The sequence below is a fragment of the Paenibacillus sp. NRS-1782 genome, assembly GCF_050467685.1.
Taxonomy (GTDB): Bacteria; Bacillota; Bacilli; order Paenibacillales; family Paenibacillaceae; genus Paenibacillus; species Paenibacillus terrae_A.
The window spans coordinates 47,440-62,874 of the sequence record NZ_JBITPH010000058.1 but is presented as its reverse complement, the minus strand read 5'-3'; the positions used below and the strand labels follow the sequence as shown (position 1 = coordinate 62,874).

The 15,435-nt window shown below is 48.5% G+C and carries 10 protein-coding genes; 9 read left to right on the top strand and 1 reads right to left on the bottom strand.

Going from position 1 to position 15,435, the window contains the following annotated elements; all coding sequences use genetic code 11:
* Window positions 1–86: 86 nt before the first annotated feature.
* The 9 genes from ACIFQM_RS21220 (at window position 87) to ACIFQM_RS21180 (ending at window position 13,092) form a co-directional block, all read left to right on the top strand.
* Window positions 87–2,252, top strand: coding sequence for a DUF454 family protein (locus tag ACIFQM_RS21220; RefSeq protein ID WP_430037591.1), 2,166 nt, complete (start codon window positions 87–89; stop codon window positions 2,250–2,252).
* A complete protein-coding gene (locus ACIFQM_RS21215) occupies window positions 2,245–3,900 on the top strand; it encodes an amino acid ABC transporter ATP-binding/permease protein (protein ID WP_430066087.1) in 1,656 nt (551 codons plus the stop codon). Before ACIFQM_RS21220 ends, ACIFQM_RS21215 begins: the two co-directional genes overlap by 8 nt.
* Window positions 3,901–4,191: 291 nt before the next feature.
* Window positions 4,192–6,696 carry a type I pullulanase gene (gene pulA, locus ACIFQM_RS21210; RefSeq protein WP_430037597.1) on the top strand — a complete coding sequence of 835 codons (2,505 nt, stop codon included), beginning with the start codon at window positions 4,192–4,194 and terminating at the stop codon, window positions 6,694–6,696.
* A gap of 214 nt (window positions 6,697–6,910) precedes the next feature.
* A complete protein-coding gene (locus tag ACIFQM_RS21205) occupies window positions 6,911–7,549 on the top strand; it encodes a 50S ribosomal protein L25 (RefSeq protein WP_430037600.1) in 639 nt (212 codons plus the stop codon).
* A 336-nt stretch (window positions 7,550–7,885) separates the two neighbouring features.
* On the top strand, window positions 7,886–8,089 hold the full coding sequence (locus ACIFQM_RS21200; RefSeq protein ID WP_430043226.1) for a hypothetical protein: 204 nt from the start codon (window positions 7,886–7,888) through the stop codon (window positions 8,087–8,089).
* Window positions 8,090–8,141: 52 nt separating this feature from the next.
* Window positions 8,142–9,803, top strand: coding sequence for a LytS/YhcK type 5TM receptor domain-containing protein (locus ACIFQM_RS21195; RefSeq protein ID WP_430043291.1), 1,662 nt, complete (start codon window positions 8,142–8,144; stop codon window positions 9,801–9,803).
* Entirely contained in the window at window positions 9,800–10,564 is a 765-nt protein-coding gene (locus tag ACIFQM_RS21190) for a LytR/AlgR family response regulator transcription factor (RefSeq protein ID WP_430043227.1), read from the top strand. Before ACIFQM_RS21195 ends, ACIFQM_RS21190 begins: the two co-directional genes overlap by 4 nt.
* A 190-nt stretch (window positions 10,565–10,754) precedes the next feature.
* The gene (locus ACIFQM_RS21185; RefSeq protein ID WP_430066085.1) at window positions 10,755–12,002 is read left to right on the top strand and encodes an L-lactate MFS transporter; all 1,248 of its coding nucleotides are present in this window, start codon (window positions 10,755–10,757) and stop codon (window positions 12,000–12,002) included.
* A gap of 178 nt (window positions 12,003–12,180) precedes the next feature.
* Entirely contained in the window at window positions 12,181–13,092 is a 912-nt protein-coding gene (locus tag ACIFQM_RS21180; protein ID WP_430043231.1) for a serine/threonine protein kinase, read from the top strand.
* Between the two features lie 48 nt (window positions 13,093–13,140).
* Here the strand turns inward: ACIFQM_RS21180 and ACIFQM_RS21175 are convergent, their stop codons facing one another.
* A complete protein-coding gene (locus tag ACIFQM_RS21175) occupies window positions 13,141–15,243 on the bottom strand; it encodes a VWA domain-containing protein (RefSeq protein ID WP_430043292.1) in 2,103 nt (700 codons plus the stop codon).
* Window positions 15,244–15,435 lie beyond the last annotated feature (192 nt).

Below are 15,435 nucleotides of genomic sequence, written 5' to 3'. Positions count from 1 at the left end.
ACAACCTGTCTAAATTGTTTATATTGATAATGATTATCATTATCCATCAAATGGGTCATCATCATATCTTTTTAGGGAGGATTACAGTGAAACCGATCTATATTACCTTAGGGTTTCTATTTTTGGCGCTTGGAGTCATTGGCGTGGTGGTACCGTTGCTGCCGACTACGCCGTTTTTGCTGTTAGCAGCCTTTTTCTTTATGCGGGGGTCTGAACGGATTCACCAATGGTTTTCGAATACCCCTTTGTACCATAAGCATCTGGAAAGCTTTGTCCAAACGAGATCGTTGAAGCTGTCCACGAAAATCACGACTCTGGGATTGGCGTCAGCCATGCTCATTACCGGCTTTATTTTAACCCCACCTGTGTGGGCCAAGGTGATTATCGGGTTAGTCATCCTCTTCAAATATTATTACTTTATATTCAGGATCGGAACGGTGAGAGGCACTACAGCGGAAACTCCATCCCCAACTCCATCTGTAGCTGCACTTGCTGATACCACGAAGAAAAGGTCTAAAATGGTCGACAGCCGTCTGCTTGGTCTGGTGGAGCATTCCCGAAAGTATATCGTTCTGGGTGTGCTTGTGCAGTGGATCGGTCTTTTAGGCAGTATAGCCGCTGTTTTGTCCATGTCCTATGTTTTGCAGCAGGCATGGACGGGACAAGTTACCCGTAAGCTGATTCTATCTGTGACGGCCATTGTCATTGCTGCGATTGCAGTCCGATGCTTGTGCAATTATGCAGCCAGTATGCTGTCCTATCGGGCCTCCGTGAATGCCAAAAAAACGCTGCGCTCGCAAATTTACGGCAAGCTGCTGAAGCTGGGGCCAGCGTATACGGATCATACCTCCACGTCGGGGGTTATTCAGGTTGCTGTAGAAGGAGTGGAGCAGCTTGAAACCTATTTTGGCAGATACATGCCCCAGTTATTTTACAGTCTGCTTGCACCCGTAACGTTGTTCATCACCTTATCCTTTGTCAGCTTCAAGGCTGCCATTATTCTGTTGATCTGCGTTCCGCTGATTCCGGTGTCGATTATAGTCATTATGAGAATGGCTAAAAAGCTGTTTCGCAAATATTGGGGCAGCTATGTTAATCTGGGTCACAGCTTTTTGGAAAATGTACAGGGCCTGACCACGCTTAAAATATACGGGACAGACCAGGAGAAGCATCAGGAAATGAACACGGCGGCCGAGGATTTTCGCAAAATGACAATGAAAGTACTGACCATGCAGCTTAACTCGGTGGCAGTCATGGACCTTATTGCATTTGGCGGTGCCGCTGCGGGCGTTCTGGTCGCAGTGAGCGAATATTCCGCTGGTCATATCGGCTTGGCGGGAGCGCTGATCATTGTGCTGCTGTCGGCGGAGTTCTTCATTCCGCTGCGCCTGCTGGGCTCTTACTTTCATATCGCCATGAACGGGATGGCAGCGAGTGACAAAATATTTCAAATTCTGAGTACAGAGGAGCTAGTACAAGGAAAAAAAAGCATCGAGACTACCGATATTCGACTGGATCAGGTGAACTTTGCCTATGACGAAAGGGACACTCTACGAGATATATCTATGGATATTCCTCAGGGCAGCTTTGTTTCCATTGTCGGGGAATCAGGCTCTGGTAAAAGCACGGTAGCCGGATTAATCGTTGGACATCACGAGGGTTATCGGGGAAGCTTGATCGTTGGAGGAACCGAGCTTGCCGCCATTTCGGAAGAAAGCCGTATGCGTCATATGACCTGGATCGGCTTCAACAGCTATATTTTCAAGGGCACGGTCGAAGCTAATTTGAAAATGGGCAATGAGCATGCGAATGAGGAACAGATGCTGGAAGCGTTGCGGCAGGTAAAGCTGTATGACTTCATTCTCTCACAGGGAGGACTGGAAGTAGAGCTGGAGGAGCAGGGAACGAACCTGTCAGGGGGACAACGCCAACGGCTAGCGCTGGCAAGAGCGCTGCTGCATGATAGTGGCGTGTACATTTTTGACGAGGCTACCTCTAACATAGATAGTGAGAGCGAGGCAGGCATTATGGAGGTTATACATGCGCTGGCAGGCCACAAAACCGTTATTCTCATCTCACATAGACTGGAAAATGTTGTACAATCTGACCGCGTCTATGTGCTGCGAAACGGCCAAGTGGCAGAGTCTGGTACACATGCTGAGCTGTTAAGCCAGCAAGGGCATTATGCAGAGATGTATCTCAGTCAAAACCGGGTAGAGCAGTTTGTAAAAGGAGGTGCTGTATATGCGTAGACACGGAATGCGGATTATGGCCCGATTAATGGCGCTGGCGGGGCCTCTGTTACCCGTTCTGCTCATAACGATTGTTACGGGAGTGCTTGGATTTGCTTGTGCTATTGGCATTATTGTCTATGGAGCCCTTGCCCTGCTTACAGCAACGGGCATCACGACGGGCTACAGTATGACGTTCCTGCTCACGCTCATCGTGGTTTGTGCTGTATTGCGCGGCGTGTTCCGTTATGGTGAGCAAATGAGTGGTCATTACCTCGCCTTCAAGCTGCTGGCTGTACTGCGTGACAAGGTGCTTCAAGCCCTGCGCAGACTGGCGCCAGCTAAGCTCGAAGGCAAGGACAAAGGGAATCTGATCTCGCTGATTACGAGTGATATCGAGCTGCTGGAAGTGTTTTATGCACATACGATAGCGCCTATTATGATCGGCATCATCACTTCACTGCTAATGGTATTCTTTATCGGTTCATATGAGCCTCTATTAGGCTGGCTCGCTGCACTTGCTTACATCACAGTCGGTCTGTTCATTCCCTTGTTAACGTCGCGTATGGGCAGACGTCAGGGTATGGAATACCGGAGCAGCTTCGGCAAGCTGAGCAGTTATTTCCTGGACAGCCTGCGGGGTATGAAGGAAATTGTGCAATACGGGCGCGGAGAACAACGACTGGCGGAGATTAACCGTCGCACGGATCAATTGGATGCCAAGCAGAAGAGCTTGAAGCATCATGAAGGCATCACAAGAGCGATAACGGATGCTGCGGTCGTGGGTTTTTCAATTCTGATGCTGCTGGCTGGATTGTATGGCATGTCCAAGGGGCAAGTCAGCTTTACAGGGATGCTTATTTCCGTTATTGCCCTGTTTAGCTCGTTTGGCCCGGTAGTTGCGCTTAGCAATTTGTCCAACAATCTGCTGCAAACGCTGGCGAGCGGGGAACGTGTGCTGAGTCTGCTGGAGGAAACCCCGGAGGTCGAGGAAAATATCGAGGGAATGAGCGTTGCTTTTTCCGGGGCGAAGGTGGACAGGGTTACTTTTGCATATGAGGGTCAGACGGTGTTGGATGATGTAAGTCTCACGATACCGCACAAGCGGATTACAGGTATTCAGGGTAAAAGCGGCTCTGGCAAGTCCACCTTGCTCAAGCTGCTGATGCGGTTCAGGGACCCACAGCAGGGCGAGATATTGCTATCTGGACATGATTTAAAAGAAATCGGAACGAAGCATTTGAGAGGTCTGCAAAGTTATGTGGATCAGGATACGTTCCTGTTTGATGATACGATTGCAGCCAATATTAAAATTGGAAAACCTGATGCTACGCATAAGCAGGTTGTGGAAGCAGCCCGCAGGGCGTCGGTGCATGATTTTATTATGACCTTGCCTCAAGGATATGACAGCCGTGTTGGAGAATTGGGGGACAGGCTATCCGGTGGTGAACGTCAGCGGCTCGGGCTGGCCAGAGCCTTTGTTCATGATGCTCCGCTCCTGCTGCTCGATGAGCCTACCAGCAATTTGGACAGCCTGAACGAAGCGATCATTTTAAAATCGTTAAAGGAACAGCAGCAGGATAAAACGATTGTCCTTGTTTCCCACCGAAGCTCTACCATGCGGATTGTGGACGATATGTTTCAGATGGATAACCGCAGGATGTCCTGATTTTTTGGCGTTTTTAGCGTGTATGTGAAGGGATGAAGGGAATTATTTATGGTGCTTGAAGGGCTGCTGCTGTAGCCTGTTCATGGTTTTGTCATAAAATGGAGTGTGCGTGTGAAATGAAAGCAGCATCCGTATTTGAAATCATCCAACTTTTCAAGCTTGTCTTATTTTGATAGCCTAGTAGGTGAGGATTTTGCAAAATCCTGAGGTATACTGACAAGTCGAATACATCATAAATGATGGATGAACAGAGGCTAAAAGCCGATGTACAGAAATGGGTGGTGAACAGGAATGTCTGATTTCAATCAACTCAAGGAGCTTGAGTACACAACATATCCCACATATGAAGGCCATGATTTGGGTCTTACTTATACGCCTGCCGGCAGCATGTTTAAAGTATGGGCACCGACTGCGAAGCAGGTCCATGTAGCGCTGTATGACAACACTGGATTGTATGACCAGGAAGGTAACGTTCAGGACCATAGCGGTGGCTGGGAATTTCCGATGAGCCGTGATGAGTGTGGTGTATGGTCCGTAGAGCTGGAAGGCGACTGGAACAAGTATTATTACATGTACAGGCTGGAATGGGCAGATCGCACACTTCATTATGCAGCCGACCCTTATGCTACAGCGGTATCAGCCAATGGACAGCGCACGGCAATCGTTGATTTGGCTCAAACCCATCCGGACGGATGGAAAGAGGATGCTGGACCCACACTTGCCCGGGCTACGGATGCCATTATATATGAGCTTCATGTGCGTGATTTTTCAATGGATACACATTTTAATACTGGAGAAAAAGGCTTATCTGCCGCACAAGGACGGTTTGCAGCCTTTACGTATACGGGACTAAAAGATTTGGTGGGCAACAGTATCGGACTGGATCATTTGCTGGAGCTGGGCATTACACATGTTCATCTGCTTCCAGTAGCTGATTTCCATACGGTAAATGATTTTGCAGAACAGGGCACGGAATATAACTGGGGTTATGATCCCCAGCACTATAATGTGCCGGAGGGCTCTTATTCTTCCAATCCGGCTGACCCGGAGGCACGTATACGGGAGTTGAAGCTGCTGGTGCAATCCCTGCATGCTGCTGGCATCGGTGTCATTATGGACGTCGTGTACAACCATACTTTCTCGGTGGAAAAAGGGCCGTTCGAGCCTGTTGTACCGGGTTACTATTACCGTACGGATGAGCATGGACAGCCTTCCAACGGCTCGGGTGTGGGTAATGAGGTGGCAAGCGAACGCCCGATGGTTCGCAAGTATATCAAGGATTCGCTGCGCTATTGGGCAGAGGAATATCATATAGATGGCTTCCGCTTTGATCTGATGGGACTGATAGATACGCCGACTGTGGAGCAGCTTACACAGGAGCTTCGCTCTGAGGTTCGTCCCGATCTGCTTATCTATGGAGAGCCTTGGACGGGGGGAGAATCCCCGCAGCCTCTGCTGACGTTAAAAGGAACGCAAAGGGACAAAGGCTTTGCCGTCTTCAATGACAACTATCGTTCTGCTATTAAGGGTGACAGTGATGGTACCGCAAGTGGCTTTGCCACGGGGGCATGGGATCAGGAGGAACTGGTGCTTAAAGGTGTTTTTGGAGCTATTCATGATTTTACAGCCCAACCTTCGGAAACGGTCAATTATGTCACGGCTCACGATAATCTCAATCTGTGGGATAAAATTTTGACGGTGCGGCATTTGCGGGAACACTGCGGTTTTCCTCAATGGAAGCAGGGTCAGCCGCAGGATGGGAGAGCGGCCGAACAAGCCATGGCGGAAGCAGACCCGTACCGGGAAGTGAATGAGCATGACTTGCTGGAGAATGAAACCGTACGGAAATCCTTGCTGGCAAACGGCATGGTGCTGACCTCCCAGGGCATTCCCTTTATCCATGCAGGTGATGAACTGTTGCGCTCCAAATATGGAGACCATAATAGCTACCGTAGTGTGGATGTGGTGAATGCTATTCGCTGGGAGAACAAGGCGAGATTTCGTCCCGTATTTGATTACTATCAGGGGTTAATCGCTTTACGGCGCAGTCACCCGGCATTCCGAATGGATCACCGGGAGCTGGTGGAGCAGCATATGGAGGTGCTGCACAGCAGCGGGCATGTGGTGGCTTTTGCATTGAGACACCATGCAAACGGCGACGCCTGGAATCAGATTGTGGTGATTTATAACGGCTCGGATACGGAGCAGACCATACTGCTGCCTGCGGAATCGGATCGCTGGCATGTCGTTGTGGATGCTCACGGGGCTGGAAATGAGATACGGTATGAAGTAGCAGGCTATCGTGTGACCGTTTCACGCTGGTCGATGATGGTACTGTATGATCAGGAGGAACCCGCTAAGCCATCCTTTTTGACCGGACAGGATCAGACTAACGAGCTGCTGGCGGAGAACGGATTGGAAGGCTCGGATGAGGGAACAGACCAGGAAATCGCAGGTCACTACGAAGAAGCGGCATTGTATCGCACCGTTGAGTTGATTTACGAGCGTGCGGATCGACAATATTCCGGTTGGAATGTGTGGGTATGGGGCACCGGATGCCGGGACGGACATGTTGAATTGAGTGAATTGGATGACGGTCGCGCAGTAGCGCGTATTCAAGTGGCTTCTCATGTGCAGCGTATCGGCTACATCGTCCGCCTCAATCAGTGGGATGCCAAGGATATTGAGGCTGATCGGTATATTGATGTAGACCTGAACCGTTCTGTGATGCAGGTATTGATTCATAGTGGCAGAGAAGAATATTTGCTGCTGGTCAACGACAATCGAGCGGGATAGCTTTATTTTCAGAAATAGCATGTTTCGATTATTTCGAAAGATGCTATTTTTTTATGCAAACGTGTGTCAGTTTCAGAAAAAAGGGGTAATATAGAATTATGGACTTGTTTAGTTTTGCCAGCTTGCTGGCTTATACCTTGTAGTGCGACTGGTGAACAGGCAAGATTCTTGAGGAATAATCATTTGTAAGGTAACCTGAAGGAGGTTGTATATCATGAGTTCTAATGGAGGAAGTATTCAACTGACCGCCCAGCCGAGAACAGAGAAGAAGGGTTCGGCACTTCGTGGATTGAGGTTAAAAGGACGGATTCCAGCTGTGGTTTACGGCTCTGAGCTTGAAGGAACCCCTGTACATGTCGATGCCAAAGAATTTAATAAAGTAGTCAGAACCGGACGTTCGGAGGTGTTCAACCTCACAGTAGAGGGTGGAGAAACCATTCCGGTCATCATTAAGGATTATCAGCAGCGTGACAATCAGTGGGTGCATGCCGATTTTTTGAAAATCTCCAAAAACAAGCCGCTTCGCGTGCGTGTTTCTATTGATTATCAGGGTACACCTGTAGGTACAAAAACGGGCGGTATTCTGCAAATTCAAGAAACCGAAGTCGAAGTCGAGGGTCTTCCTGCTGACCTGCCATCTACCCTTGAGGTGGATGTATCCGCACTGGATGTCGGTGACAAGCTGAGCGCGAGCGACCTGAAACTTCCTAAAGGAGTAACGTTGCACGTTCCTGAGGAAGAGTTGCTTGCTTCCATTATCGTTCCGCGCGCGGTTGAGGTGGAAAATGCTGCTGTAGCAGGTGATGCAGCTGCAACAGAAGGTACTGTGGCTTCCGAAAACAAGGAATCCTGATGCTATAGGTCATCGGATAGATAAGTGCTTTCCTGCTGAAGACGGCTATTCAAACATAAATCTAAAATCGCTCCCTGATCAGGGGGGGGCGATTTTTTGCGTTTACATATGTCGCGGCACTATCTAATCCCTCGATGTGTGTGTCTAATGGAGTAGGTTTTGTCGTCGCAGCGGTTATGACGATTTTGAATATTTAAAGCTTCATCATCGGGCTAATGAGCCGGGGAATATCGCTATCAAGCGGTAATCCCCGGTTTTTTACTGCTGTATGAAGGAGAGGGGAAATGGAGAGTGTATTTCTAAAAGCTATAATTTGATGGAATTTGATGGTATAATTTGTGGCAGTTTAAATGCTTCGTATATAGGGGGAATGACCATGATCATAGGAAAACAAGCGCCGAAACTAAAGGCTGGAGACGAGATACGCATTTGCACGAAGCTTTTGCCGATCCGAAGGTGAAGGGCATTCTGACTGCCATTGGCGGGAAGGCGAGTATTCGGGCCCGGAATGACATGATTGATCTTGAAATATGTGAATAGTGAGTGGGGTAGAGAAGGCTTGATGATGGGTTTATATTTGGGAGGAACGCATGTGAACGGCTTTTTGGAAACGCTGATGCAGCTATTTGAGCGCGCAGCGTTGTTGCTGATTTGTCTATTTTTTATTACTCGTATTCCCCGTTTTAAGGAAACCTTGCAAAAGAACAGCCATTCCCCGGCAGAGCTGACGCTATTAACGATGATTTTTTGCATGTTTGCACTGTTTGGCACGTACACCGGGATTGAAGTCGAAGGCTCGCTCGTCAATGTCCGGATTATTGCGATTATGGCGGGAGGCATTTTGTTTGGGCCGTGGGTCGGGATTATTACAGGTATTGTATCGGGTATCCACCGTTATCTGATTGATATCGGGGGAGTGACCTCAATTCCGTGTCTAATTACGAGTATTCTGGCAGGTGTGGTATCGGGATATATCGGGCGCCGAGTCGACCGTTCCAAGAGATGGCTGGTCGGCATTGCCGCCGGGATGATCTGCGAAACATTGACGATGCTGCTCATTCTGGTGATGGCACAACCGTATGAGCTTGGTTTGGACATCGTCTCTAAAATAGGTCTACCCATGATTATCGGACAAGTCAGCGTCGGTCTGATCGTTCTGCTGATTCAGAGTGTCGAGGGGGAAAAGGAAAATATCGCGGCCAGACAGGCCAAGCTGGCGCTAGATATTGCCAACAAGACGCTGCCTTATTTTCGCTCCATTAATGCCGAATCGCTACATACCATTTGTTCGATCATTAAGGAGGATATTAAGGCAGACGCGGTGGCGATTACGGATACCAGAGATGTACTGGCCTACGTTGGTTTTGGCGAGGAACGTTATCATATCGGCGACGAGATCATTAGCGATGTGACCAAATCGACGATCCGCAGCGGTAAAATCACGATTCGCAACCATATTGCTGACGATAAAACACCCCAAATCCAGTCTCTGCTCATTATCCCGCTGGAGGAACGGGGTGAGGTGACCGGAACCCTGAAAATTTACTACCGCAAAGCTTATAAAATCACGTATCCGTTGCAAACGATGGCGATTGGCTTGTCCCAAATTATTTCCACATTAATGGAAGTATCGCGGGTGGAGCAAATTAAGGAAGCGGCGAATAAAGCCGAGCTGAAGGCGCTCCAGACTAAAATTAATCCGCATTTTCTGTTCAACGCACTGAACGCCATTGCCTCCACGACGCGCACCAAGCCGGATAAGGCACGAGAGCTGATCATTAATTTGTCGGGATATCTGCGTTATAATTTGGAGCTGAATGATGATTTGATCGAAATTCATAAGGAACTTCAGCAGGTGTCTGATTACGTGGAAATTGAAAAAGCCCGCTTCGGGAAGCGGCTTCAGGTGGAGTATGTGATGGACGAGGTGTCCGTGCGCATTCCAAGCCTTATTATTCAGCCGCTGGTTGAGAATGCGATTAATCATGGAATTCTCAAGAAAAAGGGACCGGGTACAGTGACCATTTCCGTAAAGGATCGGGGAGAAAAGGTGCGGATTTCTGTGGCAGATACAGGAGTAGGCATACGGGATGATGTCGTAGATAACCTGTATCATGATCGGGTTCCGGCCAAACAGATAGGCTTGTATAATGTGCATAGACGACTCAAGCTCATGTATGGCGAAGGGGTTATTATTCTCAAGCATGAGCCAGGCACCGAAGTTTATTTTGACATACCAAAGGAGCAATCATGAAGGCCATCATTGTAGAAGACGAAATTCCGGCGCGTGAAGAGCTGGAGTATCTTATTCAGACCCACAGTCATATTGAAGTGACGAACAGCTTTGAGGACGGGCTGGACGTGTTCCGTTTTTTGCAGGACCATGAGACGGACGCTATTTTTCTCGATATTAACATTCCTTCGCTGGACGGGATGCTGCTGGCGCAGAACATTAGCAAATTTGCCAAAAAGCCTTATATTATTTTTACGACCGCCTACAAAGAGCATGCTGCGCAGGCTTTCGAACTGGAGGCATTTGATTACATTCTCAAGCCGTATGATGAAAAACGGATCGCCGCCATGCTGCGCAAGCTGGAAAATGCTTATGAGCAGCGGAACGTTCAGGTACAGGAGAATGCCCAGCCTGCGCAGCCCCGACCTGCTGAAACCAGCATCGTTAGCGCCCCGGGCCGTATCAATCTGCTGAAAAACGACAAAATCATCGTAACGGATGCCAACGATATTTATTATGCGTGCGCACAGGAAAAGGTCACCCGTGTCTTTACAAGACATGAGGAATATACGATGCCGATGAGCATCTCGGAATTTCATGCCCGACTGCCGCAGCAGGACTTTTTCCGCTGTCACCGATCCTACACGGTAAATCTGTCACAGATCCGTGAAATTGTACCCTGGTTCAATCATACGTATCTCCTGCGCTTGCGGGGTCTGGACGCGGAGATCCCGGTAAGCCGCAGCAAGGCCAAGGAATTCCGGCAAATTATGCGGCTATAAAGGCATTTCATTCCGCTATAGGTGCATTTCATTCCTCAAACGATTTCTGGCATACATGCAACGTTATAATGATCCATGTAGAGAGAATCCTTACAGACTTGCTTCTCCCAAGGCGCAAAGCGTACTGGATTCCCGGTTATCATGATAACAAATTGAAGCTGTAGAGCCGGAATGAAAAGAGGAGAGTTATATGAAAACAAACAGCGGAAACCGCCTGCTGGTCGTGCTTGGAACGATTATTGTCCAAATGGGTTTAGGAACGATTTACACATGGAGTTTATTCAATCAACCGCTGGTGGACCGCTTTGGCTGGAATCTCAGCTCGGTCGCCATTACATTTTCGATTACCAGCTTTGCGCTGGCGTTTGCTACGTTATTCGCAGGCAAGCTACAGGATAAATGGGGACTACGTCGTCTAATTTTGTGTGCGGGCATCGTGCTGGGCGCTGGACTTATGCTTAGCTCACAGGTAACCTCCCTGTCCCTGTTGTACATTTTGGCGGGGATTGTTGTAGGCTTTGCGGATGGTACGGCTTATATTACATCACTGTCTAATCTGATCAAATGGTTCCCCGAGAGAAAAGGACTCATTTCCGGTATTTCGGTTGGGGCATACGGAACAGGCAGTCTTATATTTAAGTATATCAATGGTTCGTTAATTCAGTCCGTTGGCGTATCGCAGGCGTTTCTGTATTGGGGAATGATCGTGCTGATCATGATTGTAGGTGGTTCCTTCCTGGTACGGGAAGCAGCAGTCGCGAACAAGCCTTCGGTACAAAATGGAATTGTGCAGCGTGATTACACTGTAAAAGAAATGCTGCGCACCAAGCAGGCTTATCTGTTATTCGTCATGTTCTTCACAGCTTGTATGAGTGGCTTGTATCTGATTGGAGTTGTAAAGGATATCGGCGTACGGATGGCAGGACTGGATGTAGCTACAGCCGCTAATGCGGTTGCTATGGTCGCTATTTTCAACACGGCGGGTCGGATCATATTAGGTGCGCTGTCGGATAAAGTCGGTCGTCTGAAAGTGGTAGCGGGTGCGCTGCTAACAACAGCGGTCGCAGTTGCAGTGCTGAGTTTGGTGCCGCTGAATTACGGTTTGTTCTTTGCCTGTGTAGCAGGGATTGCCTTCTGCTTCGGTGGTAATATTACAGTCTTTCCTGCCATCGTAGCTGATTTCTTCGGTCTGAAAAATCAAAGCAAAAACTACGGTATCGTGTATCAGGGCTTTGGCCTTGGTGCGCTGGCGGGTTCCTTTATCGCAGCCTTGCTCGGCGGCTTCATCCCGACCTTTACCACGATTGCTGTGCTGTGTGTCGTATCGTTCCTGATTGCGCTTACCATCCGAACTCCGGATCAAGGCAATCTGCGCAGCCAACGAAAGCAAAATACCAACAGCATGCGCAGCATGAAGCCTGAAACGAAGCTGGGCTAAAAGGAATTAGGAACTAAGTACCAGATGAATCCCAAAAGACCTGTCATCATTTCTCTGAGGGAGATTATGGCAGGTTATTTGTTTTTCCATTATTCGATTATACGGTATAATAAAAAGATATGTGATAAGCCGATATATACAAAAGACATAAGCTAAGAACCTGACAGGAGGACGAGTCATGATCGTGGATACAAGCGGGAATTTGCTTGCCCGCAATACGAAGCTGCGAAATACATATCAAATTCGAAGCGCCTTGTCCCGCAGTGAGCTAGCCATCGTGTATACGGCAAGGCTGTTGGATAATCGAGAAAAGGTCATTGTTAAGGAGTTTTTTCCGAATGCGCTTGCTTTGCGGGGATCGGATCGAAAAACAGTGACCTGTAGTGCATCTATGCAATTCAAATACGTGGAGTTTATGCATTATTTTTTGCGTGAAGGGCAAATGCTCAAGGAATTAAGCCATCCGGGTATTGTCGGTTATATAGATCACTTTGAAGAAAATGGAACCGCTTATCTGGTCATGGAATATTGTGCCGGCAAGACGCTGGACAGGGTGTTGAAGGAAGAGGATGCTCCAACATGCGAGCCTGCTTTTTTGTATCATGCGCTGCTGCCTTTAATTGACGCCATGGAATACATTCATGATAAAGGCATTATTCATCGGGATATTAAACCAGGCAACATTATGATCGGTGAGAATGGCAACGTCAAGCTGCTTGATTTCGGATCGGCTGTGCATTTTGAAGGCAAAGAGCATCCGATCTTCACCACGGCGGGCTACTCTCCACTGGAGTTCTACTCTAACCGCTCGCAGCAAGGACCCGTGTCGGATATCTACAGTTTAGCCGCCACGCTGTATTATTGCCAAAAAGGATCACCTCCACCGGATGTGCCGGGCAGATTGTTTGCAGATCAGGCTGACCGGATTCAGATCGAAAATGCAGGTCTTTCCCTGCTGCCGTACGTGATTCGGCGTGGTCTGGAGGTACGGGCCAACAAGCGTTGCCGCTCGCTCAGATGGTTTAAAGCCGCATTGCGTGCGGAATATTGGATAAAAAAAGGGAAGCGCCCCACTCTTACGGTTCGTTAATCGTAAGAGACGGCGCTTCCCTTTTTTGTTTCCGACGGACGTTATCCATTATCCTGTTGGAGCTTGAATATGATCGGTGTACACGGAGGTATTGGGCTTGATCGCCTTGTACCGCAGCTCGATTTCAGTAACACCGTCCTCGAACGTAATGTAGAGCTTGTCGCTGTACTCCATCACGGCCTTTTTATTGCGAGCAATTTTGACTTTCCCGTGCTGCAAGGCACAGCGTGTATCATGCTTGACTACAAGCGTCCCTTTTTTACCCGCGGAAAAGACAATCCGCTCCGCTTCGGGCAGAGGTTCGTGAACGTCAAGCGTACGGAATAACTCCTGCAAGCTGACCTTCCGGCCCGGAAAGGAGGTGAGCGGCCATGATTTTACCGGAATTTCCTGTCCACTTGCCGTCGCGAGGAAATATCCTTCGATTCTTCCTGCAAACTGCGGCTTTGGCCGCAAGAACCAGTACAGAAGTGCCGCCACTACGATACTGACAGCTACCGTCCATTTGATGGCTGTATATCGGGACTTTACGGAAACGGTCAGCGTAGCGCTGCTGGATGCTCCTTCCGAATCGGTAGCGGTAATTTTCAGCTCGGAGTCGCCCGTGTGAAGCCCGGATAACAGCAGATCTGTGCCGTTAATCTCAGCATTCGCCGCATCCCCGGAGGCTCCTGAATCCAGCTTATAGGTGAGCTTGTCATGATTCGGATCAGCAAAGAATTCGCTTAAACTCCGACGGGCATCCCCGTCTTCCTTCACCAGACGAATCGTCAGGTCTTTTAAAGCCTGCGGTGCAGCATTCGCCGTATGGACGGTATGAACTGCTCCCTTGCGATACCATTGCGGGCTGTCCAAAGATAGCTGCCAGGTATAATCCCCCGTTAGAGGGAACGCGTATTCGGCCTGGAAAAATCCTGACTTGTAAGTCATAGGTACCTTTTTGCTTGTACCGCCCTTTACGGGTGTAACGATGATATGGGCTTGAAGCGATTTATATACGGCTTCGTCTGTAAGCCTTTGACCATCCGGCAGCAACAACTGAGCCTTGAACGGTATGGCTTGTCCTTTAAGCAGCTGCACGGGTTTGTTACCAGTGGCTTGTGTTTCCTTATTTCCTGTCATGGTGGCCTCGGCTTCCAGTCGATAGCTGCCAAGCAAATTGATTTTGACCAAATCTCCGCGAATACCCCTCAGCTTCAGCTTTACCTTCCCTGCCTGTGGATGCTCAATCTTTAAAATTGCATATCGACTCGATTTGTACCTGCGGACATTTTCTGAATTGGAATAGAGCTGTGTTTCCTGAAGAGGATGCTCCGACAAAAGCACCAGATTGGCTTCTTCCATACTGGAGTCCGGTATATCCACGGTTAATTCCTGCATTTCGCCAGTGGTTGTAATGGCCGCGATTGGAACGAGCTTGGAACGAATCTGGCTGGCGAAAATACGGTTTAATATTTCTGGCAGATCCTCGGCGCTGCTCGTTATAAAAGAAGCTCCCCCCGTTTGCGAAGCGATTCGCTCCAGTTCTTGTCGGTTCACCGTCCCGTCATGATTGAGACCAATCGTATACACCGGGTATCCTTTGGTCTGGGCAGATTTAATGACGGAGGATACGTCATTACTTGAGTCTCCTTTGGAGCGGGGACCGGAAGAGGCTCCAAAATCAGTCTCTCCATCGGATAACAGGATCATAAAAGGCTGACGTCCTTTAGAAGTCCCTGCGACAAGCAGTTCCGAGCCTTTACGCAATCCAAGTCCCAAATCTGTATAACCGGAACGGTTCAGCGTTCTGATTTCCTGCTGAATTTGGGATTTCTGCGCTGCTACTGCAATAGAAGTCAGCGACTTCGAGGCGACTACATGATGGTTGTAAGCGACGAATCCGACGCGTGTACGGTCTGCATCACTCAAATCCATAAACATATTGATAACTTCGGCTGCAATGCCTTCAGGATCGGTATCCCTCATGGAGTAGCTGGTATCCAATACAAAAACGGCATCATAACCCTCGACCGGAACAGCTCCCAAAGATGCGGCATTGGCCTGATTTACAGTCCAAATGACCCCATTTGAGCCAATTTGAAAAAATAGTACTAAAGTCATGAAAACAATGATTCCTAATTTCCTCATTCTGAACATAAGCCCCTCCATCGACGAGGCCAATGCGGGCGAGCCAACTCTCCTAATCCTTGGTATATAAGGGATAAAGGATAAAAACAGACTGTTAACCCTCACATTAGCCATGAATTTGATACTTTTACGCTTATCAGAAATATCCAATGGATTTCTATCGGCAATTGGGTTCCATTTGTGAATAATTCCCTGAATAAACAGGTCTAACAT

Excerpts from the sequence above, each read along its gene's own strand:
- ACIFQM_RS21215 (WP_430066087.1), top strand. The coding sequence starts at position 2,245 with ATGCGTAGACACGGAATGCGGATTATGGCCCGATTAATGGCGCTGGCG.
- pulA (WP_430037597.1), top strand. The coding sequence starts at position 4,192 with ATGTCTGATTTCAATCAACTCAAGGAGCTTGAGTACACAACATATCCC.
- ACIFQM_RS21205 (WP_430037600.1), top strand. The coding sequence starts at position 6,911 with ATGAGTTCTAATGGAGGAAGTATTCAACTGACCGCCCAGCCGAGAACA.
- ACIFQM_RS21190 (WP_430043227.1), top strand. The coding sequence starts at position 9,800 with ATGAAGGCCATCATTGTAGAAGACGAAATTCCGGCGCGTGAAGAGCTG.
- ACIFQM_RS21185 (WP_430066085.1), top strand. The coding sequence starts at position 10,755 with ATGAAAACAAACAGCGGAAACCGCCTGCTGGTCGTGCTTGGAACGATT.
- ACIFQM_RS21180 (WP_430043231.1), top strand. The coding sequence starts at position 12,181 with ATGATCGTGGATACAAGCGGGAATTTGCTTGCCCGCAATACGAAGCTG.
- ACIFQM_RS21175 (WP_430043292.1), bottom strand. The coding sequence starts at position 15,243 with ATGGAGGGGCTTATGTTCAGAATGAGGAAATTAGGAATCATTGTTTTC.